Origin of the sequence: Aurantimonas sp. DM33-3, assembly GCF_014334315.1 — a bacterium.
Classification (GTDB): domain Bacteria; phylum Pseudomonadota; class Alphaproteobacteria; order Rhizobiales; family Rhizobiaceae; genus Aurantimonas; species Aurantimonas coralicida.
On the sequence record NZ_JACSGS010000011.1, the window covers coordinates 1 to 24,546 of the forward strand.

The following is a 24,546-nucleotide window of genomic DNA, read 5'->3' on the forward strand; positions in this document are numbered from 1 at the left end:
GGTCGCGTAGCGACCCGCACATGTAGAGTTCGAGTTGATCGCGCTCCTTCCGACCCAGCATCGCTGCCTCCGGCAATCATCGACAGGACCAGTGAATCAGGGGACGCCGACTTCTTCAACAGCCCCCGCGTGCACTTCATGCGCAACGTCCTGGCCCATGCCGGCAAGAGCGGCCGTCGTGTCGTCTCCGCCTTCATCGCCACCGCCTTTGCCCAAGAGACGCCAGAGGCCGCCAGCCTGCAATGGCGTTCCGTCGCTGACCAGATCCGGCCAAAGGTGCCCAAACTCGCCGCCATCCTTGATGAGGCCGAGCCCGACGTGCTGGCCTACATGACCTTCCCGAGGGAGCATCGCGCCAAGTTGCACAGCACCAATCCGATCGAGCGGCTGAACGGCGAGATCAAGCGGCGCACCGACGTCGTCGGCATCTTTCCCAACGATGAGGCCATCCAACGCCTCGTCGGCGCGCTGCTGCTCGAGCAAAATGATGAGTGGGCCGTGCAGAGGGCACGATACATGACGCTGGAATCCGTCGCTCCCTTGAGCGATGATCCGTTCGTTAGCCTGCCAGCCGTGGCACGCTGATCAATCCGGCTTGGCCGGAACCGCACGGCCATCGCCGTCAGCTACACCACATGGTGGGACACTATCCGATGGTATCGCGTAAGACCCGCCAGTTCGGCTGACTAGTCCGTGGATTAGCAAGCATGCAGGATGCGTTCGGCATGACCAAGAGAGTCCTGATCACCGGTGGCGCTGGGTATATCGGTGCCCACACGTGCCTGCTGCTCGCCGAGCGTGGCTACGAGTCCGTCGTGTACGATAATCTGTCCAACGGTCATGCTGAGTTCGTGAGATGGGGGCCGTTCGAACAGGGCGACATTCGAGACACGGATCGCCTGCGCACCGTGTTCAGGCAGTATCAGCCACACGCCATTATTCATTTCGCCGGGTTGATCGAGGTCGCACAGTCAGTGCGCGATCCTCTCGCATTCTACAACAACAACGTCTCGGGAACGCTGTCGCTCCTCACCGCGGCCGAAGCGGCGGGCGTGGACAAGATCGTCTTCTCCTCGACCTGCGCCACCTACGGCATTCCTCAGTTCACTCCGCTGACCGAAGATCACGTCCAGGCCCCGATCAGTCCGTATGGGTGGAGCAAGCTCCTCGTCGAGCATATCCTGCGTGATCTTTCCGGGCTGGACCGGATCCGTTGCGCCATCCTCCGCTATTTCAATGCGGCCGGAGCGGACCCCGAGGCGCGCATCGGTGAATGGCATACCCCTGAGACTCATGCGGTGCCGCTGGTGATCGAGACCGCGCTCGGCCAGCGCGACTGTTTCACGATCTTCGGCGACGATTACGACACTGCCGACGGCACCTGCATTCGCGACTATGTTCATGTCATCGATCTCGCCGATGCCCATGTCCGAGCCGTCGAGTATCTGCTGAACGATGGGGCAAGCGTGGCCCTGAACCTGGGGACGGGGACCGGAACCTCGGTCGCCGAACTCGTGGAGACAGTGGCGATGGTCTCCGGCCGTCCGGTCAAGACCCGCAGGGCAGAAAGGCGTCCAGGGGACCCCCCCATCCTCTTGGCCGACAACCGGCGCGCGCGGGACGTTCTTGGCTGGCAGCCGCAACACGATCTTGCTTCGAGCATCGAGAGCGCATGGCGCTGGCACACAAAGAGCAATGTCCTGGCGGCTGGCGCATCACGCAGTACGCTCTGAGCAGCGCCAGCGAGTTGCGCGGCGCGGAAGCAGCGCCGACAGATCCTCGTATCATCGAATAACCTGAGTGTTGATTTCCACGCGGAACTGACCCGGGTTTTCCATCGAGAAGTGACCCGGCTTCGAGTTAAGTTGAGATGGTCATGACTGGGTCAAGGTATGTTCGTTTTCCTTCCTCTTGTGGTTCGTGGCCGCGGTGCTCGCCCTGAAGCGGAAGCTGTCATTTCCGGTTTCCAAGATGTGGCGGCGATGGGTGAGCCGATCGAGTAGAGCGGTGGTCATCTTGGCATCGCCGAAGACGGTGGCCCACTCGCTGAAGCTCAGATTGGTCGTGATGACAACGCTGGTGCGCTCGTAGAGCTTGCTCAGCAGATGGAAGAGCATTGCGCCGCCGGAGGCACTGAACGGCAGGTATCCAAGCTCGTCCAGGATCACGAGGTCGAGACGGGCAAGGGTCTCGGACAGTTGGCCGGCCTTGCCCCTGGCCTTCTCCTGATCGAGCGTGTTGACGAGTTCGATGGTCGAGAAGAACCGGACTTTCCGCCGGTGATGCTCGACTGCCTGGATGCCGAGGGCGGTCGCGACGTGTGTCTTGCCTGTGCCTGGCCCGCCGATCAGCACGACGTTCTGCATTCCTTCGATGACTCGCAGCGATGAAGCTGGCGCACCGTGGCCTCGTTTATCTCGCTGGCCGAGAAGTCGAAGCCTGACAGATCCTTATAAGCCGGGAAGCGTGCAGCCTTCATGTGGTAGGCGATCGAGCGCACCTCGCGTTCGGCCATCTCGGCCTTCAGAAGCTGCGTCAGGATCGGCACGGCGGCATCGAAGGCAGGCGCGCCTTGTTCGATCAGATCGGTGACGGCCTGTGCCATGCCATACATCTTGAGGCTGCGCAGCATGATGACGACGGCGCCGCTGGCGGGATCATGACGCATGGCGGCCTCCGCGACTGCTGCAGGCACGCAGACCGTCGTAGCGCTCGACATTGGCCTCGGGCTCCCGGCGCAGCAGCAGCGCTTGCGGTGTGTCGATAACCGGACCGTCGATCGTCTTCGCGTCGATCAGACGGTGCAGGATGTTGAGCACGTGGGTCTTGGTTGCGATCCCCTCGGTAAGGGCCAGTTCGACTGCGGCCAGTACAGCCTGCTCATCGTGCTGCAGGACCAGGGCAAGGATATCGACCATCTCGCGATCGCCACCAGGCCGTCTCAGCATCTGCTCCTGCAATCGCCGGAAGCCTGACGGCAGTTCAGCGAAAGGGGCGCCGTTACGCAGCGCGCCGGGCTTACGCTGGATGACCGCGAGATAATGACGCCAGTCATAGATTGTGCGCGGTGGCAGGTGATGCGATCGATCAATCCGCCGTTCATGCTCGCACAGGAGCTGCCCCTCGGCCGCAACGACAAGCCGGTCCGGGTAGATACGGAGGCTGACGGGCCGGTTCGCGAAAGACGCCGGGACGCTGTAACGGTTGCGCTCGAAGTTGATCAGGCAGGTTGGCGAGACCCGCTTGCTCTGCTCGACGAACCCGTCGAAGGCGGGCGGCACCGGCATTAAGGCGGGCTGCTCTTGGGCCCAGACATCGGCAACGGTCCCCGCAAGGCGGCCATGCGGGATCTCCCGCCAAAGCTCCAGACAGCGCCGCTCAAGCCAGGCGTTCAGCGCGGCGAGATCGGGAAAGTCCGGCATCGGCTGCCAAAGACGCGGTCGTGCATCCCGCACGTTCCTCTCGACTTGCCCCTTCTCCCAGCCGGAGGCTGGATTGCAGAACTCCGGCTCGAAGACGTAGTGGTTTGCCATCGCCAGGAAGCGCATGTTGATCTGGCGCTCCTTACCGCGCCCAATACGGTCCACCGCGGTTCTCATGTTATCGTAGATGCCGCGCTCGGGCACACCGCCGAAGACCCGGAAGGCGTGCCAATGCGCGTCGAACAGCATCTCGTGAGTCTGGAGCAGATAGGCGCGGACCAGGAAGGCCCGGCTGTGCGCCAGCTTGATATGAGCGACCTGCAGCTTGGTTCGATCGCCACCGATCAAGGCATGGTCCTCGCTCCAGTCAAACTGGAAGGCTTCGCCGGAGCGGAACGTCAGGGGAATGAAGATACCGCGCCCTGTCGTGTGTTGCTCGCGCTGCCGATCGGCAGACCACTCGCGAGCAAACGCAGCCACCCGGTTGTAGGAACCGGTGAACCCGAGAGCGACAAGATCGGCGTGCAGGTGTGTCAGAGGCCGGCGCTGCTTGCGTGACTTCGATGCCTCAGCTTTCAGCCAGGCCGCAAGCTTGTCGGCGAACGGGTCCAGCTTGCTCGGCCGTTCGGGCACCGAGAACTTCGGCTCGATCGTGCCGGCCTTCAGATACTTCTTGATGGTGTTCCGGGAGAGCCCGGTCCGCCTGGCAATCTCGCGGATCGGTAGCTTCTCACGCAGAGCCAAGCGGCGGATGACGTTCAAAAGTCCCATGTGGATCACTCCAATGCCCCCCTCGCTCAGCGCGATCGGAGGGGAAGGTCACATGGGTCAAATCTCAGTGGAAATCAGGCGACTTCCCGGGTCAGTTCCCCGTGAAAATCAACAGACCGTCGCTGGCACCGAGATCGGTCGCCGCTCGCCCCAGAAGATCGTCGGGCTCGGCGTCGGTCGCAGCTTCCAGAATACCAGCCTGTTCGACAGCCTGACGGTGGGTGACTGCCTGCGGCTGGCCCGCTACCGCATCGACGGCGCCTCTGCCTTCGTACGGCGGCAGACGGTGACGCTGCCGGAGCCGGCGCTGGAGATCCTGCGGCAACCGGGCTCGACCAGCAGCTGGGCCTTGAGACCCGCTATCTGTCCCACGGCATGAAGCGTGGTCTGGAACTCGCCATGGTGCTGGCCACCGAGCCGCGCGTCCTGCTGCTAGACGAGCCGACCGCCGGACTGACCAAGTCCGAGCGCACAGCCATCGGCCACGTCCTGACCCGCCTCGTCGAGGAATACGGGCTCTGCGTCTTCCTGATCGAGCACGATCTCGACTTCGTCCGGGAAATCTCCAACCGGATCGTCGTCCTCCACCAGGGCAAGCTCCTGATGGACGGCAGCGTCGAGGAGGTCGTCTCGTCCGATCTCGTCAAGGCGGTCTATGCCGGCCACAATCTGGAGACCGCCGTATGAGCGCAGCACAGAACCTCACGCCCCGCGAGAACTGGCTTGCCGTCGAGAATGTCAGCAGCGGCTACGGCGCGGCAACCGTGGTGCGCGACGTCAGCTTCGGCATCGCGCCCGGCGAGATCCTGGTGATCCTCGGCAAGAACGGCATGGGCAAGTCGACGCTGCTCAAGACCATCATGGGCTATGTGCGGGCGTCGCGTGGCACCGTCCGCCTTGGCGGGGAGGAGATCACCAACCGTCCGCCGCACCTGATCGCGCGCCAGTCGGTGGCCTATACGCCGCAGGAATTCGCGATCTTCCAGGACCTGACCGTGGAGGAGAATCTCCGCCTTGGCGTCGAGAGCGACAAGCTCCTCGCCGAGCGGATGGGCGACGTGGAAGCAGCCTTCCCGGTGATCGCCCGGCGCTTTCGCCAGCGCGCCGGTACGCTGAGCGGCGGCGAACAGAAGATGCTGCTTCTGTCGCGCGGCCTCGTCGCCCGGCCGAAGATCATGCTCATCGACGAGATATCCGAAGGCTTGCAGCCCTCCATGGTCACCAAGATGGCCGAGGTGCTGCGGCAGACCAAGGAGAAGAACGGCGTCGCCGTGCTCCTGGTCGAGCAGAACCTGCCCTTCGCCCTGTCGGTCGCCGACCGCTACGCGATCCTGAAGATCGGCGAGATCGTCGAGCAGGGGGATGCGGCCCACGCCGACACCGCCGCGACGCTCGAACAGCATCTGCGGATCTAGCGGCAAGCCAGACGGGAGCTGCTTCACTGCCATGGAAGCCAACACCTACTCCATCGTCGCGCGGTGCGCGCGAACCGGCGAACTGGGCGTCGCGGTGGCTTCGGCCGTGCCGGCCGTCGGGTCGATGTGCCCCTATGTCCGGCCCGGCCTCGGTGCGGTGACGACCCAGTCCTGGGTCAATCCCTATCTTGCCTCGGCCATTCTCGATGCGCTTGGGGAGGGAGCCGGCGCCGAAACGGCGCTTGCCGCGGCCATGGCGGCCGATCCGGAGGCCCATCTCAGGCAGGTCGCCGTCGTCGACGTGGCCGGCGGCTCGGCGTCCTGGACCGGAGACGCCTGCACGCCTGCCCATGCCGCGGCCACCGGCACGGATTATGCCGCGCAGGGCAACATGCTGACCAGCCCCGAAGTCATCGTCGCCATGGAAGTTAGCTTCCGGGAAACGGCGGACGAGCCGCTCGGCGAACGACTGATGCGCTGCCTCGAAGCTGCTCAGGCAGCCGGCGGCGACAAGCGCGGCAAGCAGTCGGCGGCGTTGCTGGTCTATGCCGGCGAAGCCTATCCGCGGCTCGACCTGCGCGTCGATGAGGATCCCGATCCGGTGGCGCGGCTGCGCCAGACCTTCGAGATCGCCAAGCTCCAGCTTGTGCCCTTTGTCGACGGCATGCCGCGGCGCGAACGGCCGAGCGCTTTCCCGCAGGAGGTGATGGACCTCCTGCTCAAATCGCCGCCGGACCGTCCGGGCGGCGGCGGCTGCCGCGAGCCGTGACCGGAACGAGGAGAGAGCCGATGCAGGACGAACGCATGATGGACTCCGAGACGCTGATCCGCGCCGATCGGGTGGCGGAAGTCCGGACGGCTTACACTGCGATCGCCGAACAGATCGCCGCGCTGCGCCATCTCGATCTGGGCGAGACCCACCCGGCCATCGTGTTCCGGCCGCTGCGCCGCGGGGAGAACGCCTGATGGACATCGACACCGCCTTCGATGCGCCGATCGGCGAGGTGGCAAGGGCAATTCGGGACGCGAAGTTGTCACCGGTGGCTCTCGTCGGGGCCTGCCTCGATCGGATCGCGATCCGCGACGGCACGCTCCAGTCCTTCGTCCATCTGGCCGGCGACGCGCTGGAGCAGGCGAAGTCAGCGGAACTGGCCGTGCGCGACGGTCGGGCGGTGGGCCCGCTCCACGGCATCCCGATCGCGGTCAAGGACAATTACCTGACGGCCGACATGCCGACGACGGCCGGTACGGCTGCCGAGATCGCCTTTCCGAAGGAGGACGGCGCCGCCATCACCCGGCTGCGCAAGGCCGGGGCGATCCTCATCGGCAAGACGCGGATGCACGAATTCGCCTGGGGCATGGAGACCCCGCCGGCGTGCAACCCCCATGACGAGGGGCGGGTACCAGGCGGATCGAGCGGCGGGTCGGGGGTTGCCGTTGCCGCCGGGTTCTGCCTTGCCGGGACCGGCTCCGATACCGGCGGCTCAATCCGCATCCCGGCCAGCCTCTGCGGGACTGTGGGCTTCAAGCCGACCTTCGGCCGGATCGGCCGCTCCGGCATCGTGCCGCACAGCTGGTCGCTGGACCATGCCGGCCCGCTCACCCGCAACGTCGCCGATGCGGCGCTGCTCGTCGACGTGATGTCGGGGCACGATCCAGACGATGCGGCATCGGCGAACGAACCGCCCACCGATCTGGCGTCGCTCGCGGCCGCGCCGCCCAAGGGGCTGCGCATCGGCGTCTGCCGCAACCATTTCTTCGAGGCTCTGGACAGCGAAGTCGCAGCCGCGGTTGAGGCGACGATCGAGTGCCTGGCCGCTGCCGGCGCACAGATCGTCGAATTCGAGGCGCCGGAACTCGCCTGTGGCCTCGGCGCGATCTTCGCCATCGAACTGTCGTCCTCGACCGCCTGCCATCTCCCGCATCTGACCTCCGGCGCCATCGACGACTACAGCGAGGACGTCAGGCTGCTGGTCGAGATGGGTCGGCTGGTGACGGGCTCCGACTACCTCCAGGCGGAACGCTACCGCCGGCTCCTGGCCGGCAAGTTCCAGACGGTGTTTGATCGGGTCGACGTGGTGGTCGGCCCGACCATGCCGATCACCGCCTGGGAGATCGGCCAGCGCGAGGTGGTGCTGGGTGGCCGGCGCGAGTGCGTGCTGGAGACCTCTTGGCGCTTCACCTATCCTTGGAACCTGCTCGGTCTGCCGGCGATCAGCCTGCCCTGTGGGACCGACTCCCGCGGGTTGCCGATCGGCTTCCAGATCGCCGGCGCGGCCTTCGACGAGGCGAGCGTCGTGCGAGCTGCCACAGCGGTCGAACGGACGCTCGAGGCCTGACTGGAAACGTCCTGATCACGCCGCCCAAGCCTTACTCGGCGAGGGTTGCTTTCAGCCAGTCGACGAAGCGTTGTACCTTGCGGCGATTGAGGTGCTGGTGGGGGCAGACCAGCCAGAGCGAGCGTTGCGTCACGCGCGTTTCGTGCCGCATGGGGCGAACCAGTCGGCCGTCGGCGATCTCGCGCTGGGCGGTCAGGTCCGATTCCAGCGCCAGCCCGACGCCGGCGACCGCCATGTCGACCGACATGTGCGCCCGGTCGAAGAGGGCGCGTTGCAGGCCCTTGGGCGGCGCCACGCCCTGGACGTCGAACCAGTGCGACCATTGCACGACGTTCTTGACCGAATGCAGCAGCCGGAAACGCGTCAGATCGGCGACGTCGAGCGAGCCTGCCGGCGCACAGCCCGGCGCGCACAGGACCGACATTTCCTCGTCCCGCAGACATTCGGTGTAAAGGCCCGGCCAGCCGCCCGAGCCATGGCGGATCTCCAGGTCGATCGCCTCGCGGCTGTAGTCCGGCGGCTCGTTCGTGGCGTCGAGATGCAGTTCGATGTCGGGGTTCGCCGTGATGAAGCCCGGCAGGCGCGGCAGCACCCAGGTGTTGGCGAAGGTCGGCGCGATGCGCACGTTCAGAACCGTGTAGGAATGGCGCTCGCGCATCTGTTCGGTGACGCTCGCGACGCGCTCGACCTCGTGCCGGATCAGATCGAAGTAGCGTTCGCCCGCTTCCGTCAGGATGACGCCACGGCCGGGCCGCGAGAACAGGCGCATGCCGAAATAGGCTTCCAGAAGCTGGATCTGCTGGCTGATCGCCGACGGCGTGACGCCGATGCTGTCGCTCGCCTCGACCATGCTGCCGGCGCGGGCGGTGGCGTGAAAGGCGAGAATGGCGCGGAACGGGATCGGCATCGGATTTAGATATTCTAATCAATCCGCCGGCGAAAGTCGTTTGCCTCGTCTCATCTTCGGCCAGTATTCCAGACGTCAGACCATCGCGCGTCCGAGAGGATGGGCGCGCGATCGGATCGGGCGAAGGCCCGCCGCCGATCGGGGAGACACGCATCACGCCGGGGAGGGAGGCCCTGCGCCGATGCGGAACGTGCGCCGACGCCGGGACGCCGGCGGGAGACCGCGGCGCCCGGCGATCGGCGGCGGTCGCTCCGCATGGGCATCGCCGGATCCCGCATCACCGATCCAGCAGAACTGTCCGGGCCGTCTGAGCATCATTTTCTAGGGAGACCCTTCGCCATGAACCTCTACACAAAGCTTCTCGCACGCCAGACCGCCGGCAAGCCCATTCGCGTCGGCCTGATCGGCGCGGGCAAGTTCGGATCGATGTTCCTGTCGCAGGTCCGGCACATTCCCGGCATGCATCTCTATGGCATCGCCGACCTCTCTGCCGACCGCGCGAAGGCGGCGCTGACCAACACCGGCTGGGACGCCGAGGCGGCGACGACGTCGAGCTTCGAGGATGCGCTCGCTTCGGGCCGGACCTGCATCACCGAGGATGGCGAGGCGCTGATCCGCGCCGACAGCCTCGACGTGGTGATCGACGCGACCGGCCATCCGGCGGCCGGCATCCGCCACGCCTTGCTGGCGGCCGAGCACGGTCGCCACATGGTCATGGTGAATGTCGAGGCCGACGTTCTGGCCGGCGCCTATCTGGTCGAGGAGTTCGACCGCGCCGGGCTGGTCTATTCCATGGCCTATGGCGACCAGCCGGCGCTGGTCTGCGAGATGATCGACTGGGCCCGCACCTGCGGCTTCCGCGTCGTGGCCGCCGGCAAGGGCACCAAGTACCTGCCGCAATACGCCGCCTCGACGCCGGACACGGTCTGGGATCATTACGGCCTGACGCCCGAGGAGGCGGCGAAGGGCGGCATGAACCCGCAGATGTTCAACTCGTTTCTGGACGGCACCAAGTCGGCGCTCGAAATGGCGGCGATCTCCAACGCGTCGGGACTCCTGGCACCGCGCGACGGGCTGCTGTTTCCCCCCGTCGGCACCCATGACCTCGCCGAGATCCTGAAGCCGCGTTCTCATGGCGGCATTCTCGAACAGGCCGGCATGGTGGAAGTGATTTCCAGTCTGGAGCGTGACGGCCGGCATGTCTTCGGCGATCTGAGATGGGGCGTCTACATTACCTTCGAGGCGATGGAAGACGACGGCCGCGGCGCCGACTATGTGCGCCGCTGCTTCCGCGAATATCAGGTCGTCACCGACAGTTCCGGCCGCTACGCGACCCTGTTCCGGCCGTCCCATCTCATCGGGCTGGAGCTCGGCGTCAGTGTCGCCAACGCCGCGCTGCGCGGTGAGCCGACCGGCCGGACCAACGGGCTCGTCTCCGATGTCGTGGCCGTCGCCAAGAAGGCCCTGAAGCCGGGCGATGTGCTCGACGGCGAGGGCGGCTTCACCGTCTGGGGTCGGATCGCCCGTGCCGAGGATTCCCTGGCCATGGGCGGCCTGCCGATCGGCCTGGCGCACAACATGCCGCTGAAGCGCGCGGTCGCCGAGGGACAGATGCTGAGCTGGGACGATGTCGAGGCGACCGAGAGCCAGGCCGTCACAATCCGCCGGACGATGGAGGAGCGCGCCCGCACCCAACGCGCCGCCGCGGCCTGAACCGACGAGACCCGGCGCGCATCTGCCCGCCGGCTGGCCGCGCGGAAGTAAATGACGTCAGACGAACGCCGCCGCAATTTGCGGCGGCGTTCGCACGTGGCAACGAGGTCGTGCCGCTTCAGCTCCCGAGCAGGTGGCGGGCCGAGGGCGGTAAGACATCCCGCGACCTTCGGACGCCCGTCCGTTCGCGCAGAGCAAAAACATTACGTTTTGCGCATGTCATGTGGTTCTGTGGTTCGACGCATCGTCTTATCGCAGGGAAGAACGGAATGAAGCGCGCGCATGGCTGAGGCGAGGGACGGGCGTATGGCCGCCGCTCCGAACGGGGCGCTGGTCCGGCGTCTGGCGCGGATCGGGGCGATCGTCTGCGCGCTGACGGGGCTGGCGGTGGGCCTGCTCGCCTGGGGTGTCGGCCGGCCCGACATCGCCGATCTGGCGTGGACCGCCGGCGTGATCCCGGTCCTCGTCATTCTCGTCGGCGAGATCGTCGTCAGCCTGCGGCAGGGCAATTTCGGCCTCGACATCGTCGCGGCACTGGCGATGCTTGCGGCGCTTCTGGTCGGCGAGACATTGGCGGCCGCGGTGGTGGCGCTGATGTATGCCGGCGGCCAGGCGCTGGAGGCGTTCGCCGAAGGCCGTGCCGGGCGCGAGATGACCGCGCTGCTCGACCGCGTGCCCAAACATGCGACGCGCTATCGCGACGGCGCGCTGGAAACCGTGCCCATCGCCGCCATCGCGCCCGGCGACCGGCTGCTGATCCATCTCGGCGACGTGCTGCCGGTGGACGGAACCGTCTCCGGCGCGGCGCTGCTCGACCAGTCGGCGCTGACGGGAGAATCGTTGCCGGTCGCGCGCCGCGACGGCGAGGCCGCGATGAGCGGCGCCAGCAATGTCGGCGCCGCCTTCGATCTGGTGGCGGGCGAATCGGCGGCGCGCAGCACCTATGCCGGCATCGTGCGCATGGTGGAGGAGGCGGCGCGGGCCAAGGCGCCGATGGCCCGGCTCGCCGATCGCTACGCTTTGGGCTTCATGGCGGTGACCATCGCCCTGTCGCTCGGGGCGTGGTGGCTGTCGGGCGACGCGGTGCGCGCCGTCGCGGTCCTTGTCGTGGCGACACCCTGTCCGCTGATCCTGGCGGTCCCGGTCGCCATTGTCGCCGGCATGTCCCGTGCGGCCGGAAGAGGCGTCCTGGTCAAGGGCGGCGGGGCGCTGGAAACCCTCGGCCGGATCGACACGCTCGTCGTCGACAAGACCGGCACGCTGACCCATGGCGTTGCCACGGTCACCCGGATCGTCGCTTCCAAGGGTTGGGACGAGGCGGAGATCCTGCGTCTGGCCGCAAGCCTCGACCAGCTGTCGCAGCATGCGATCGCACGGGCCCTGGTCGCCGAGGCGCATCGCCGGGACCTCGCCCTCGTCATGCCGCAGGACGGGCGCGAAGTGGCCGGCGAAGGCGTGGAAGGCGCGATCGACGGCCGCGCCATGCGCGTCGGCGGACGCCATCACGTCGCGTCGACCTTGGCGCCGGACGAGCTTGCGGCGCTCGATGCGGCGGTGCCGGCCGGCGCGCTGATCGTTGCGCTGGTGGTGGAGGGCCGGCTCGCCGGTCTCATCCTGATGCAGGACGGCCTGCGCGACGGCGTCGGTGCGACGCTGGCCCGGCTGCGGGCGCTCGGTGTCGGCCGGATCGTCCTGGCCACGGGGGATCGCCGCGATGTCGCGCTGGCTGTGACGGGGGACCTCGGCCTCGACGCCGTCGCCGCCGACCTCGTGCCGCAGGACAAGATCGCATTGGTCGGCCGCGAAAAGGCCGGCGGCTCGGTGATGATGGTCGGCGACGGGGTCAACGACGCGCCGGCGCTGGTTGCGGCCGATCTCGGCGTGGCGATGGGTGTCGAAGGCGCCGCCGCCTCGGCGGAAGCGGCCGACATCATCCTCCTGCGCGACGATCTGGACGGGCTGGCGGACGCCATGGCGATCGCCCGCCGCTCGCGCCGCATCGCGCTGCAGAGCGTCGTCGTCGGGCTGGGACTGTCGGGTCTCGGCATGCTCGCCGCCGCCGCGGGCTATCTGCCGCCCGTGCAGGGGGCTCTCCTGCAGGAAGTGATCGACGTCGCCGTCATCCTCAACGCCCTGCGCGCCCTGCGCCCGGGCTGACCGGCGACGGATCCGCCATCCGGTCGTGCAGCCGCAGATCTACAGCGGCTGATCCCGGAAGGCATGGCCGGGTTTCGGGGTCAATATCTGTTTGGAAATAGATGGTGGGCGCGACAGGGATTGAACCTGTGACCCCCTCGGTGTGAACGAGGTGCTCTCCCGCTGAGCTACGCGCCCCAGCCGGCGCGGTGAGCCGCGTCGGGGACGCCGCGATATAGTGCCGCTTCGTGGCCCGCGTCAACCGCCATTCACGGCTTCGTTCGCGTTGCCTCACCCGCATTGGCGACGAGCCGTTCCACGAGGCCGATATCGAGGCTGGCATAATCCTCGATGATGACGCTGGCGCGGGCTCTTGCCGCCGCGTCCGGCGCATAGCCGAAATCCACCAGCACCGAGGGCACGCCCGCTGCCACCGCGGTGTCGATGTCGGTCACCGTGTCGCCGACCATCACCGACAGGTCGGACCGCCCGCCGGCCAGCGCGATCGTCTCGCGGAGATGCAGCGGGTCGGGCTTGCGCCGGGCAAACGTGTCGGCGCCGCAGATCGCGGCGAAGCGATCGGCGACGGCCAGCGCGTTCAGCAGCAGGCCGGCAAGCCGCTCGTATTTGTTGGTGCAGACCGCCAGCCGCATGCCGGCGGCTTCCAGCCGGTCCATCGATTCGAGGACGCCGGGAAACAGCCGCGACTGGTCGGCGATATGGTCCTGGTAATAGGCGATGAAGCGCGTCACCTGATCCCGCATCTCGGCCTCGTCGAGGTCGCGGCCGTCGCGGCGATAGGCCTCGCGCAGCATCACCTTGGCGCCATGGCCGGCATGCGGGCGCACGACGTCGAGCGGCATCGGCGCCATGCCCGCGGCGGCAAGGCAATGGTTGAGGCTCGCGGCAAGATCGGGGGCGGTGTCGACGAGCGTGCCGTCGAGGTCGAAGACGGCGATGCCGGTCATGATCTGTCCTTGCAGGTGATGGGAACTGTCGCTGGCGCCGCGGATCGGCGTTTGCTTCGCAATCCGCGTCCGCAAGGTCAAGCCTGGCAGGGAGCCGGCCCGGGGCGTGACATCGACAGTCCCGGCCGGACCGTCTAGACGCTTCGAAGGCGCAAGCGGAGGATTGAACGCCCATGACGGATTCGGCGACACTGAAGACCATGGCCGGCGAGGCCGCGCTGGCCCATGTCGAGGACGGCATGCGCCTTGGTATCGGCACCGGCTCGACTGCGGAAGCCTTCGTGCGGGTGCTCGCCGAGCGGGTCCGCGATGGCATGAAGATCGTCGGCGTGACGACCTCGAACCGCACCGAGGCGCTGTGCGCCGAGCTGGGCGTGCCGACCGAGACGCTGGAGACGGTGCCCGAGCTCGATCTCACCATCGACGGCGCCGACGAGGTCGACGCTTCGCTGCGGCTGATCAAGGGCGGGGGCGGCGCGCTTCTTCGCGAGAAGATCGTCGCGGCCGCGTCCGAGCGCTTCCTGGTGATCGCCGACGCCTCCAAGAAGGTCGAGACGCTGGGCGCCTTTCCGCTGCCGATCGAGATCAACGGCTTCGGCATGATCGCCACCTATCTGGCCATTCGCAAGGCGGCGGCCGGGCTCGGGCTGGAAGGCGACATGATCCTGCGGCGCAGCGGCGACGAGCCCTTCATCACCGACAACGGCCACCTGATTCTCGACGCATCTTTTGGCCGCATTGGCGATCCAGAAGCCCTCTCGCAGGCATTGTTCGCGGTGCCTGGCGTCGTCGAGCACGGGCTGTTCCTTGGCATGGCGAACACCGTGATCTTGGCCGGGGACGACGGGCTGGAAACGCTCGAAGCCTGAGCATGGCGGGCGCCTCGCGCCGTGCCTGCGACCGGCTTCCCCTTGCCAGCATGCTGCCAGTTCCAATACTCAAGCGCCGAACGCATCCGACCAGCGTCGGAGCGAACCGAACGGAGACAGACGTTCATGATGTTTAGTCGAGTGACACGCCAGGGCCGCATCGCAGCCGCCGCAGCGCTGCTTCTGGTGCTGCCGGCCAACGCCATCGCCCAGGAATACACCGAATCCCATCTCGCCGCGGCCCGCGACACGATCGAGGCCATCGACGCGACGGACCAGTTCGACAATATCCTGATGAATGCGGCGACGCAGACCAAGTCGGAGCTGATCCCGAACAATCCCGACATGGAAGAGAAGATCTCCGCCATGGTCGACGACCGGGCGCTGGCGCTGGCGTCGCGCCGGGCGGCGCTGGAGAACGAGGTCGCCCGCGTCTATGCCAAGCTGTTCACCGAGGAAGAGCTGCGCGCCATTGCCGATTTCTACCAGTCCGAGCCCGGCAAGAAGCTTCTGGCGCAGGGCCCGACGGCCACCCGCGAGATGATGGCGGCGGCGCAGGTCTGGAGCAACGGCATCGTCCGCGATCTGCGCCAAAGCGCCTTCCAGGGCATGAACGAGCTCTACGGCACCGCCGGCGACGCGCCGTTGAACGGCGAGGCCCAGGCGCCGATCGAGCCGATGACGCCGGCCGACGCCGCGCAGTAAACATGCGGCGGCACCAAAGGGCGGGTTCGGCCGGAGCTGCCGTCCGTCATCGTGCCGATATGACGTCCGCCGATCCTGCGGCGCTCGCCGCACGCTTTGGCGACAGACGACGATGCGCCGCAAGCGCGACCGTTTCGACGGCGGTCCGGATGACGGCGGCGACAGCAGCGGGAGCGCCAGCGTGAGCGGCAACAGCTACGACTACGACCTCTTCGTCATCGGCGGCGGTTCGGGCGGCGTGCGCGCCGCACGGCGCGCGGCCATGCTCGGCAAGCGGGTCGCCATCGCCGAGGAATACCGCTTCGGCGGCACCTGCGTGATCCGCGGCTGCGTGCCCAAGAAGCTCTTCGTCTACGCCTCGCAATTCTCCGAGGCGCATGAGGATGCGGCCGGCTATGGCTGGTCCTTCGGCGAACGCTCCTTCGACTGGCCGACCCTGATGGCCAACAAGGATCGCGAGATCGAGCGGCTGGAAAACCTCTATGCGGCCAATGTCGCCAAGACCGGGGCGGAGATCTTCAACAGCCGCGCCGTGCTCGAGGGCCAGCACGAGATCCGGCTTCTGGCCGACGATCGCGTCGTCACCGCCGACCAGATCCTCATCGCCGTGGGCGGCCGACCGAACCCGCATCCGGGCCTGCCCGGCGCCGAGCATTGCATCACCTCTGAGGAAGCCTTCCACCTGACGGAGCTGCCGAAGTCGATCCTGATCCTGGGTGGCGGCTACATTGCGGTCGAATTCGCCAACATCTTCCACGGGCTCGATGTCGAGACGACGCTGGTCTATCGCGGCAAGGAAATCCTCAACGGCTTCGACGACGACCTGCGCCACGAGCTGCACCAGGCGATGGTCGACAAGGGTCTCAACGTCATCTGCCAGGATACCCTCGTGGAGGTGAAGCAGCTCGACGACGGCCGCATGGAGGCGCGCTGCGACAGCGGCGAGGTGCGCGTGGTCGACCAGGTGATGCTGGCCATCGGGCGCAAGGCGAACACCGAGAATCTCGGCTGCGAGGCGGCCGGCATCGAGCTCGATTCCCGCGGCGGCATCGTCGTCGACGATTATTCGCGTACCAGCGTCGACAATATCTGGGCCTTGGGCGACGTCACCCACCGGGTGCAGCTGACCCCGGTGGCGATCCACGAGGCCATGTGCTTCGTCGAGACGGCGTTCCGCAACAATCCGACGAAGCCGGACTATGCGACGATCCCGACGGCGGTGTTCTCGCAGCCCGAGATCGGCACGGTCGGGATCACCGAGGCCGAGGCCTGCAAGACCTATGACGAGATCGAGATCTACCGGACCTCGTTCCGGCCGATGAAGAACACGCTGTCGGGCCGCAGCGGCAAGATGATGATGAAACTGATCGTCGACGCGGCGTCCCGCAAGGTCGTCGGTGCCCACGTTCTCGGCGCCGATGCCGGCGAACTCAGCCAGGCGCTCGGCATCGCGCTGAAGGCGGGCGTCACCAAGGACCAGTTCGACGCGACCATGGCGGTGCATCCGACGGCCGCAGAGGAACTGGTGACCATGTACGAGCCGAGCTACCGGGTCCGCGGCGGCGAGAAGATCACCGCCTGAGGCGGGATCCTCAGGCCGGGGAGGGAGGCCGGACCGGCTCCACGCCGGCCATAAGGTAGTCGGTCACCACCGGCCAGAGGCTTGCCTGCATGTCGCGCCGGAAGAAGCCGTTGTGGCCGATCGGGCCACCGGCGTCGCGTGGCGAGAGCCAGATCTCCGACAGCTCGGCATTCTCGAAGCGCTGCAGCAGCGCCCCGACGGCGGCCGGCGTGCCCCATGGATCGTCCTCGATCCCAACCGACAGCAATGGCAGCCGGACATCGGCGAAGCGGGCGGCTTCCGGAACGGCCGGATCGCCGAAGAAGAAATCGCGCCGGCGGCACCAGCGCGCCCAGTCGCGAAAGACCGGGCCGGCCAGCGCCGTGCCGAAGCCGATCGAACCGGGAATGCGACCGGTCAGCCGCGACATCGGCACGCCGAGAAGGTTCATCCGGGCAAACACCGACAGGGGCTCGCGGGTGCGCCCGTACCAGCCGTTGAGCGAGGCGACCATCACGTAGCGGTCGAACCGCGCCGACAGCCCGCTGAGGCCGATGGCGAGCCCGCCGAAGGAATGGCCGATGCCGACGACCGGCCCTTCACCTGCGGCCGCTTCCAGCGCGGCGAGGGCGGCCGGGAAGTCCTGCGTGCCCCAATGCTGCATCCGGTATGCGGCGGCGCCCCGATCGTGGGCGGAAGCGCCGATACCGCGATAATCATAGGTGAGAACGGCACGGGCGCCCTGGTCGAGCAGATACTGGGCGAAGCCGCGATAGAAGCGGCGCTCGACGGCCGCAGCCGCCGAAATCAGCACGGCCGGCCCGTCGCCGGCCGGTTCGGCGCGAAACAGCGTGGCCGGCAGCGTCACGCCATCGGCCGTCGTCAGGGTGAGGTCGCGCCCGCCGACGGGGCGGGCGGAGGCGGGAGCGGAAGCAGTCGCGGCGATATCCATGCCGCCAATGTGTCCAGTCTTCCGTTTACGTCAACGTTTAAATGGATGGGGCACACCGCGCCGTCGGTCACGCCGCCGCGACGAGGGGGCCGCCGCTCTTGATCTGCGCGCCCATTCCGTTAGAGCCGCGCCATGGATATTCACGACGATCACCCGGACCTGCCGCGGCTGGCCGCCGAGGGGCGGGTCGTCGCCTATTTCGGCTATGGCTCGCTGGTCAACCGGCGGACGCTGCGCACGAAGTTTCTCGGCATTCGCCGTGCCAGCGTGGCCGGCTGGCAGCGCTTCTGGCTGCCGCGCGACGCTGCCGCCGAGATGGCGCTCCTGTCGGTCAAGCCGAACGACACCCATGCCATTGACGGCGTCGTCGTCTACGATCTCGCCGACCATCTGCCGTCGGTGGACGAGCGCGAGGCCGGCTATGCCCGCCGGATCGTCGATTTGTCGAAGCTGACGGTCGACGGGCCGCCCGTCGCCGACATCCCGATCTACATCTACGAGGCGCATCGCGGCGCGGCCGATGCCGGCGACCTGCAGGCCGCGATCCTGCAGAGCTATCTCGACGCGGTGATGCAGGGGTTCCGGACCCTTTACGGCGACGATGGCCTGCGCCGTTTCGTCGATGAGACCGAAGGCTTCGAGACCCGGGTGCTGCGCGACCGCGCGGCGCCGCGCTACCCGCGTCCAGTGACGCTGGAGCCAGGCGAATCCGAGCTCTTCGACATCCTGGTCGCGGCGCGCGGGGCCCAGCTGATCGATCCGGATCCGGCCATCTGACGCGGCGGAACCCGAGAAGGATGACAATTTCGGCCGGACATGCTTAAACGCGGCCCCGGCCGGAGCGGATGGTCAGATCGTGACGTCCACGGCCGCAATTTCGCAAAGCGAACAACGAGAAGAACGGCCGGCGCGCACCGGTCAGGAGTGATGTGATGGCGAAGGACTGGACCCCGTCGAGCTGGCGCAACATGCCGATCGAGCAGGTACCGGACTATCCGGATCCGGCGGCGCTCGCCGACACCGAGAAGCGTCTGGCGACCTATCCGCCGCTCGTTTTTGCGGGTGAGGCGCGCAAGCTGACCCGTTCGCTGGCCGAAGTCGCAGAAGGCCGCGGATTCCTGCTGCAGGGCGGCGACTGCGCCGAGAGCTTCGCCGAGCATGGCGCGGACAACATCCGCGACTTCTTCCGCGCCTTCCTGCAGATGGCCGTTGTCCTGACCTTCGCGGCGTCCCAGCCGGTGGTGAAGGTCGGCCGCATCGCCGGTCAGTTCGCCAAGCCGCGCTCGTCTAACAACGAGACGCGCGACGGCAAGACGCTGCCATCCTATCGCGGCGACATCATCAACGGCATCGAGTTCGACGAGGCCTCGCGCATCCCGAACCCGGAACGCCAGGAGATGGCCTACCGGCAGTCGGCGGCGACGCTGAACCTGTTGCGTGCCTTCGCGCAGGGCGGCTACGCCAATCTCGACAACGTCCATCAGTGGATGCTCGGCTTCGTCGGCGGCAGCCCCGAGGCGGAGCGCTACCGGGCGCTGGCCGACCGCATCTCCGAGACCATGAACTTCATGCGGGCGATCGGCATCGACGCGGAGAGCCATCCCTCGCTGCGCGAGACGGATTTCTTCACCAGCCACGAGGCGCTGCTGCTCGGCTATGAAGAGGCCATGACCCGGGTCGATTCGACCTCCGGCGACTGGTACGCGACCTCGGGCCACATGATCTGGATCGGCGATCGCACCCGCCAGGAAGACCATGCCCATGTCGAGTTCTGCCGCGGCATCAAGAACCCGATCGGCCTCAAATGCGGCCCGTCCATGGAGCCGGATGCGCTGCTGCGCCTGATCGACAAGCTGAACCCGGACAACAAGGCCGGCCGACTGACGCTGATCACCCGCTTCGGACACGAGAAGGTCGAGGCGCATCTGCCGAAGCTCGTCCGCGCGGTCGAGCGGGAAGGGCGCAAGGTCGTGTGGTCCTGCGATCCGATGCATGGCAACACGATCACGCTGAACGACTACAAGACCCGGCCCTTCGACCGGATCCTGTCGGAGGTGCAGACCTTCTTCGACGTCCACCGGGCGGAAGGCACCCATGCCGGCGGTATCCATATCGAGATGACCGGCAAGGACGTGACCGAGTGCACCGGCGGTGCGCGGCCGGTGCTGGCCGAGGATCTGTCGGATCGCTACCACACCCATTGCGATCCGCGCCTCAACGCCAACCAGGCGCTGGAACTGGCCTTCCTCGTCGCCGAGCTGGTCAAGAAGGACCATGCCGAGGACGCGGCCCGCAAGGTCGCGGCAGGCTGAGGCCCATGCCACTTCGCGCCGTCGGCAACGGCCGGCGCACAGGATAAGATGGGAACCGGGCGCAGCGATGCGCCCGGTTTTCGTTTGAGGGGTGGACGGTCTGTCGGGATATGCGGGCCTGCCGCCGCGGCCATGACGGGTTAGGCTGGGGAACGAACGGAGTTTCCGCCATGTCCGCGATGCCGACGCTCTTCCTCTCCCACGGCGCGCCCGATACCGCCGTCGCCGATACGCAGGCCGCCGCCTTCCTGCGGAGGCTCGCCGCTGACCTGCCGGTACCGCGCTCGATCCTCGTCGCCAGCGCCCATTTCGAGCGTGCCGGCCGCGTCGGCGTCACGAGCGATGCGGCGCCGGAGACGATCCACGATTTCGGCAATTTCGACCCGCGACTGTTCCAGATGCGCTATCCGGCGCCGGGCGATCCAGAACTGGCCCAGCGGATCGTCGTCCTTCTTGCGGAGGCGGGGTTCGACGCGGAAGCCGTCTCCGGGCGTGGCTTCGACCACGGCACCTGGGTGCCGCTCCTGCTGGCCTATCCGGGCGCCGATATTCCCGTCGTGCAGGTGTCCGTCGATCCGACGCGCGACGCCGCCTATCACCTGGACCTCGGCGCGGCGCTGTCGGATCTGCGGGGCGAGGGCGTGCTGGTGATCGGCTCGGGGTCCTTCACCCACAACCTGCCGGAAGCGTTCGACCGGATCAGGCAGGGCATTAGGGTCGACGCAACGCCCGACTGGGTGACGCAATTCGTCGACTGGATGGGCGACCGGCTCGTTGCCGGCGACCGGGCGGCCCTGGCCGACTACCGCCGACAGGCGCCGTTTGCCGAGAAGAACCATCCGACCGACGAGCACCTGATGCCGCTGCATGTCGCGCTCGGGGCGGCGGGGCTAGGGGCAACGGGCGAATGGCTGCATGCCAGCCGGGATTTCGGCGTCCTGTCCATGGACGCCTTCGCGTTCCGCTGATGGCGGAAACCGGAATGAAGACGCAGGTTCAGCAGCGATGAAGCAGAGTTTCGACCTCGACACCCGCACCGGCCTGCCGGTCGATCTGACCGAACTCCTGCGGAAATATCCGCGGGAGACATGGACCGATCATGCCAATCTCGGCGCGACGGCCCGGTTCTGGCTGCAGCGCCACGACATGTTCCGCGAACTCGGTGCGGCCATGCAGGAGGCGCTGTCGCAGCATCGCGAGGGCGAAGTGGCGCTCGACCCGTTCCGCCGCTGGTTCGCGCCGCGGCTGCAATTCTTCCTGACCCAGCTCGAAGAGCATCACCAGATCGAGGACCACCATTACTTTCCGGTCTTCGTGCGCGCCGAAACCCGCCTCGCGCCGGGCTTCGAGCTCCTGGAGAACGACCATGAGGTGATCCACGCGGACCTGATGGCGGTGGCCGAAACGGCGAACCGGTTCCTGGCCGAGGAGACGGGCGGCGGAAGGGTGCCGCCGGATGCGGCGCGCTATGCCGGCGACGCTTATGCCGAAGCGAGCGGACGGCTGCTCGATCGCCTCGTGCGGCATCTCGCCGACGAGGAGGACCTGATCATTCCTCTGATCCTGGACCGCGGAGAGGCTGCGATCGGGATTTGATCCGGGCGAGCTTGGAGGGCAGCCGTCGCTGGTCGTCGTCCGGGCCACGGCCGTTGCGCACCCGGCTGATGAGGGCCGGTCCCCATTGCCGCCAGGCGAACCACAGGGTCAGTGCGACGGCGATGACCGCCAGCGTGATGCCGAGACCGCGCTCCATGACTTCCAGCCGCGCGAAGACCGAGCCGATGGAATAGCCGAAGACATAGCCGACGCTGGTGAAGATGCCGGCCCAGAGCGCCGCGCCGATCAGATTGAGGATGGCGAAGCGGGCGATGGAGATGCGCGACAGGCCGAGTGCGATCAGCCCCGGCATGCGCAGACCGTAGATATAGCGGTTCACGATGACGAAGAACGCCTGGTAGCGCTCGACGAGCTGCAGCGCCTTGGCGAATTTCTTGCGGCTGCGCCAGCGCGCTACCCAGCGGTGATTCGACGAATAGCGCGCAAAGAGGAACACGGCGAAGTCGCCGATGAAGGAGCCGACGAAGGCCAGCGCAATCATCATCTGGAACGGATAGGTGCCGCGATAGGCCAGAAACCCGCCGATGATCGCAAAAACCTCGCCTTCGAAGAACGTCCCGGCAAGGACGATGATCGGTCCGAATTCGGAAATGAGGCGCAGGATTTCGTACACGTGGGCTCCGAACATCGCGGCGAAAACGGCGTGCAGCCGCCGACCGTCCCGTCGCGTTCCAGTCTGGCGGCGCTTGTTGCAGAGTTTTGAGGCGCAAAAAAGTGGCTTCGTGCGTTCTCGCTATGCACGGTGTCGCAGAGGTGCGGTCCGCAGCGCCCCTGGAAAGGGCCGGAGCGCTTGCATCTGGGGTGGGCTCGCATGCAGATGGCCGGCTTGCTAAGGGGCGGCAATGCCATCCCGCAAGGCGCGGCGCGGCGACAACCGGAACAGGCGGACGATGCCGCACGACGACAATCTCAACGGACGGCTGCGGCTGGCCATTGCCCAGATCGCGCCGTTCCCCGGCGACATTACCGGCAATCTCGCAAAGGCCCGTGCGGCCCGCGACGATGCGGCCCGCGCGGGGGCCCATCTCGTCGTCTTTCCCGCAGGCTTCCTGGCCGGCTCTCCACACCCCGACATTCCGCTCGACGCCGGCCTCGTGTCGGCCTGCATGGATGCGGTCGACCAATTGGCGGCCGACACCGGCGATGGCGGGCCCGGCCTTGCGATCGGCAGCCCGCGCCGCAGCGATGACGGCGTGTACGATTCGGTCGCTGTCCTCGACGCCGGGCGCATCCTGACCTGGCGCGACCGGGTCGACCTGCCGCTCGCCCGCGGTTTCGAGGCGCCGCCCGCCTACCGGGCCGGACCGATGCCCGGGCCGGTGGCGTTTCGCGGCCTGCGCCTCGGCATTCCCATCGGCGACGATCTTTGGGGCGATCTCGACGTCTGCGAGACCCTGGCCGAATCCGGCGCGGAGATGCTGCTGGCGCCCAGCGCCATGCCGTTCCGCCGCGACGGGATCGACCGGCGCCACCAAGCGGTGCTGCGGCAGGTGATCGAGACCGATCTGCCGCTGGTGTTCATCAATGGCGTCGGTGGGCAGGGCGACGGCGTCATGGATGGCGGCGGCTTCGCCTTCCAGGTCGACCGGACGCTGGCGTTGCAATGCCCGCAATTCGAGGCCGGGCTCTTCCTGTCCGACTGGCAGCGGACCGAGGCGGGCTGGCGCTGCGAGACCCGGGACGTGGTCGATCTGCCGGGGCCGGAGGAAGCCATCTGGCGCGCCTGCGTCAGCGCCATCCGCGCCCATGCCGAAGCGGAGGGCGCAGTGACGGTCACGCTCACACTGCACGGCGACGCCGACACGGCGATCGTCGCCGCCATGGCCGTGGACGCGATGGCTCCGTCGCGCGTGCAGGGCCTGCTGACGCCGGACGCGGTCAGCGACGCTGCCGCGACGGACGCGGTGAGGACTGCCGCTGCCGCGCTCGGGATTGCGTGCCATGCGGTGCCCTTCGCGCCTGTCCTCGCGGCAATCGCCGCCGGCGACGGCGTGTCTGACATCCCAGCATCGAGAGCGGCGCGCGCGCAGATACGCGGCGCGTTGCTCGTCGCCATGGCGGAGCGCACCGGCGCGGCTTTGCTCGGGGCGACAAGCCGGACGGCTTTGCGCCTCGGCAACGGCGAGGCCGATGGCGTTCTGGCCGCAGGATTGAACCCGATCGCCGATCTGTCCCGCATTGATCTCGCCGACCTTGCCCGGTGGCGGCGCGGCCATCGTCCTGCCGACTGTTTTGGCGCGGACCGGATGGCGATTCCCGAATGGCCGGTTGCCGCGCCGCTGGGAACGTCGACAGACGACACGGGCGCGCAGGATGCCGAGATGGTCGCGGAGCGGCTTGCCGCCTGCGACGGCGATGTCGATGCGGTCGTGGCGGCGGGATTCGACCGGGCAATGGTACAAGCGATCACCCAGAAGCTGATCCGGACTGTGCTGCGCCAACCGCCGAACACGCCCGGCCTCAGGCTGGATACGAGAGCCACCCGACTGCGCACCGGCCGCATCTGACGGCCGCTTCGCCGGCCGACACGCAAGGAGACGAGCCGATGGAGATACCACCGCCCGATACGCTCGCCACCGTCGGCGTTGCCGTCGGGGCGCTGTTCATGCTGCGGTATTTCCTCGTCATGCGCCGCATCTGGAAGGCGACGGGGCACCGCGCGAGCTTCCAGTTCGGCGACTATTTCCAGGTCCTGCGGGCCGGTGCCTTCGGCGCAGAGCTCGAGCCCGAACGCCGCTATGCCGCGCGCCAGCTCGTGCTCGGGGGCGTCTTCCTCATCGCCGGCCTGCTGCTCTTCGGCTGGTTGCTGGCGACGGGCATGCCCATTCGCGTCGCGGTCTGACCCTCGGGGAGATGCCC

The 24,546-nt window shown here is 67.4% G+C and carries 24 protein-coding genes, 1 tRNA gene and 1 pseudogene; 19 read left to right on the forward strand and 7 right to left on the reverse strand.

Going from position 1 to position 24,546, the window contains the following annotated elements; translation table 11 throughout:
* Both H9Q09_RS14920 and galE read left to right on the forward strand, forming a co-directional pair.
* A partial coding sequence (locus H9Q09_RS14920) for a transposase (RefSeq protein ID WP_246716163.1) occupies positions 1-585 on the forward strand: 585 nt, incomplete at its 5' end.
* A 140-nt stretch (positions 586-725) separates the two neighbouring features.
* On the forward strand, positions 726-1,733 hold the full coding sequence (gene galE, locus H9Q09_RS14925) for a UDP-glucose 4-epimerase GalE (protein WP_187391788.1): 1,008 nt from the start codon (positions 726-728) through the stop codon (positions 1,731-1,733).
* Between the two features lie 141 nt (positions 1,734-1,874).
* On the opposite strand, the pseudogene istB reads toward galE, so the two are convergent.
* Positions 1,875-2,668, reverse strand: a pseudogene (gene istB / locus H9Q09_RS14930) (IS21-like element helper ATPase IstB).
* Positions 2,658-4,193: an IS21 family transposase gene (gene istA / locus H9Q09_RS14935; RefSeq protein WP_187391690.1), complete on the reverse strand. Its 1,536-nt coding sequence runs from the start codon at positions 4,191-4,193 to the stop codon at positions 2,658-2,660. Before istA ends, istB begins: the two are co-directional and overlap by 11 nt.
* Before the next feature lie 52 nt (positions 4,194-4,245).
* Here istA and H9Q09_RS22495 point away from each other — a divergent pair, with 52 nt between their 5' ends.
* From H9Q09_RS22495 to H9Q09_RS14960, 6 genes are read left to right on the forward strand one after another with little or no spacing between them, the layout of a single operon-like run.
* On the forward strand, positions 4,246-4,572 hold the full coding sequence (locus H9Q09_RS22495; protein ID WP_230785090.1) for a hypothetical protein: 327 nt from the start codon (positions 4,246-4,248) through the stop codon (positions 4,570-4,572).
* Positions 4,569-4,880 carry a hypothetical protein gene (locus tag H9Q09_RS22500; RefSeq protein ID WP_230785091.1) on the forward strand — a complete coding sequence of 104 codons (312 nt, stop codon included), beginning with the start codon at positions 4,569-4,571 and terminating at the stop codon, positions 4,878-4,880. Before H9Q09_RS22495 ends, H9Q09_RS22500 begins: the two co-directional genes overlap by 4 nt.
* Positions 4,877-5,608 carry an ABC transporter ATP-binding protein gene (locus H9Q09_RS14945; protein WP_187391691.1) on the forward strand — a complete coding sequence of 244 codons (732 nt, stop codon included), beginning with the start codon at positions 4,877-4,879 and terminating at the stop codon, positions 5,606-5,608. Before H9Q09_RS22500 ends, H9Q09_RS14945 begins: the two co-directional genes overlap by 4 nt.
* Before the next feature lie 31 nt (positions 5,609-5,639).
* Positions 5,640-6,377: a DUF1028 domain-containing protein gene (locus H9Q09_RS14950; protein WP_187391692.1), complete on the forward strand. Its 738-nt coding sequence runs from the start codon at positions 5,640-5,642 to the stop codon at positions 6,375-6,377.
* A 20-nt stretch (positions 6,378-6,397) separates the two neighbouring features.
* Positions 6,398-6,574, forward strand: coding sequence for a hypothetical protein (locus H9Q09_RS14955; protein WP_187391693.1), 177 nt, complete (start codon positions 6,398-6,400; stop codon positions 6,572-6,574).
* Positions 6,574-7,947 carry an amidase gene (locus H9Q09_RS14960; RefSeq protein WP_187391694.1) on the forward strand — a complete coding sequence of 458 codons (1,374 nt, stop codon included), beginning with the start codon at positions 6,574-6,576 and terminating at the stop codon, positions 7,945-7,947. Before H9Q09_RS14955 ends, H9Q09_RS14960 begins: the two co-directional genes overlap by 1 nt.
* Before the next feature lie 31 nt (positions 7,948-7,978).
* On the opposite strand, the gene H9Q09_RS14965 is transcribed toward H9Q09_RS14960, so the two are convergent.
* A complete protein-coding gene (locus H9Q09_RS14965; protein ID WP_187391695.1) occupies positions 7,979-8,854 on the reverse strand; it encodes a LysR substrate-binding domain-containing protein in 876 nt (291 codons plus the stop codon).
* Between the two features lie 339 nt (positions 8,855-9,193).
* On the opposite strand from H9Q09_RS14965, the gene H9Q09_RS14970 reads away from it, so the two are divergent.
* Positions 9,194-10,567 carry an SAF domain-containing protein gene (locus H9Q09_RS14970; RefSeq protein WP_187391696.1) on the forward strand — a complete coding sequence of 458 codons (1,374 nt, stop codon included), beginning with the start codon at positions 9,194-9,196 and terminating at the stop codon, positions 10,565-10,567.
* 306 nt (positions 10,568-10,873) lie between these two features.
* Positions 10,874-12,724 (forward strand): heavy metal translocating P-type ATPase, encoded by a 1,851-nt coding sequence (locus H9Q09_RS14975; protein ID WP_230785093.1) that lies wholly within the window; start codon positions 10,874-10,876, stop codon positions 12,722-12,724.
* Positions 12,725-12,826: 102 nt separating this feature from the next.
* On the opposite strand, the gene H9Q09_RS14980 is transcribed toward H9Q09_RS14975, so the two are convergent.
* Together H9Q09_RS14980 and H9Q09_RS14985 are read right to left on the reverse strand one after the other, a co-directional pair.
* A tRNA-Val gene (locus tag H9Q09_RS14980) sits at positions 12,827-12,901 on the reverse strand.
* 71 nt (positions 12,902-12,972) lie between these two features.
* Positions 12,973-13,671 (reverse strand): HAD-IA family hydrolase, encoded by a 699-nt coding sequence (locus tag H9Q09_RS14985; protein ID WP_230785094.1) that lies wholly within the window; start codon positions 13,669-13,671, stop codon positions 12,973-12,975.
* Between the two features lie 173 nt (positions 13,672-13,844).
* Here H9Q09_RS14985 and rpiA point away from each other — a divergent pair, with 173 nt between their 5' ends.
* The 3 genes from rpiA (at position 13,845) to gor (ending at position 16,827) form a co-directional block, all read left to right on the forward strand.
* A complete protein-coding gene (rpiA, locus tag H9Q09_RS14990) occupies positions 13,845-14,540 on the forward strand; it encodes a ribose-5-phosphate isomerase RpiA (RefSeq protein ID WP_187391699.1) in 696 nt (231 codons plus the stop codon).
* Positions 14,541-14,666: 126 nt separating this feature from the next.
* A complete protein-coding gene (locus H9Q09_RS14995) occupies positions 14,667-15,245 on the forward strand; it encodes a DUF2059 domain-containing protein (RefSeq protein WP_024351065.1) in 579 nt (192 codons plus the stop codon).
* A gap of 181 nt (positions 15,246-15,426) precedes the next feature.
* A complete protein-coding gene (gene gor, locus H9Q09_RS15000) occupies positions 15,427-16,827 on the forward strand; it encodes a glutathione-disulfide reductase (RefSeq protein WP_187391789.1) in 1,401 nt (466 codons plus the stop codon).
* A 10-nt stretch (positions 16,828-16,837) separates the two neighbouring features.
* Here gor and H9Q09_RS15005 read toward each other — a convergent pair whose 3' ends face one another.
* Positions 16,838-17,758 carry an alpha/beta fold hydrolase gene (locus H9Q09_RS15005; protein ID WP_187391700.1) on the reverse strand — a complete coding sequence of 307 codons (921 nt, stop codon included), beginning with the start codon at positions 17,756-17,758 and terminating at the stop codon, positions 16,838-16,840.
* Positions 17,759-17,890: 132 nt separating this feature from the next.
* On the opposite strand from H9Q09_RS15005, the gene H9Q09_RS15010 reads away from it, so the two are divergent.
* The 4 genes from H9Q09_RS15010 to H9Q09_RS15025 all read left to right on the forward strand — a co-directional run bounded on the left by H9Q09_RS15010 (position 17,891) and on the right by H9Q09_RS15025 (position 21,666).
* Complete coding sequence (locus H9Q09_RS15010) at positions 17,891-18,535, forward strand: gamma-glutamylcyclotransferase family protein (RefSeq protein ID WP_187391701.1); 645 nt, start codon at positions 17,891-17,893, stop codon at positions 18,533-18,535.
* A gap of 155 nt (positions 18,536-18,690) precedes the next feature.
* Positions 18,691-20,070, forward strand: coding sequence for a 3-deoxy-7-phosphoheptulonate synthase class II (locus tag H9Q09_RS15015; protein ID WP_024351069.1), 1,380 nt, complete (start codon positions 18,691-18,693; stop codon positions 20,068-20,070).
* 170 nt (positions 20,071-20,240) lie between these two features.
* Complete coding sequence (locus H9Q09_RS15020) at positions 20,241-21,038, forward strand: class III extradiol ring-cleavage dioxygenase (protein WP_187391702.1); 798 nt, start codon at positions 20,241-20,243, stop codon at positions 21,036-21,038.
* 37 nt (positions 21,039-21,075) lie between these two features.
* The gene (locus tag H9Q09_RS15025) at positions 21,076-21,666 is read left to right on the forward strand and encodes a hemerythrin domain-containing protein (RefSeq protein WP_187391703.1); all 591 of its coding nucleotides are present in this window, start codon (positions 21,076-21,078) and stop codon (positions 21,664-21,666) included.
* On the opposite strand, the gene H9Q09_RS15030 is transcribed toward H9Q09_RS15025, so the two are convergent.
* Positions 21,620-22,300, reverse strand: coding sequence for a DedA family protein (locus H9Q09_RS15030; protein ID WP_009209888.1), 681 nt, complete (start codon positions 22,298-22,300; stop codon positions 21,620-21,622). The genes H9Q09_RS15025 and H9Q09_RS15030 overlap by 47 nt on opposite strands.
* A 277-nt stretch (positions 22,301-22,577) precedes the next feature.
* Here H9Q09_RS15030 and H9Q09_RS15035 point away from each other — a divergent pair, with 277 nt between their 5' ends.
* Entirely contained in the window at positions 22,578-24,194 is a 1,617-nt protein-coding gene (locus tag H9Q09_RS15035) for a nitrilase-related carbon-nitrogen hydrolase (RefSeq protein ID WP_187391704.1), read from the forward strand.
* A 38-nt stretch (positions 24,195-24,232) separates the two neighbouring features.
* The gene (locus H9Q09_RS15040) at positions 24,233-24,529 is read left to right on the forward strand and encodes a hypothetical protein (protein ID WP_024351073.1); all 297 of its coding nucleotides are present in this window, start codon (positions 24,233-24,235) and stop codon (positions 24,527-24,529) included.
* Positions 24,530-24,546 lie beyond the last annotated feature (17 nt).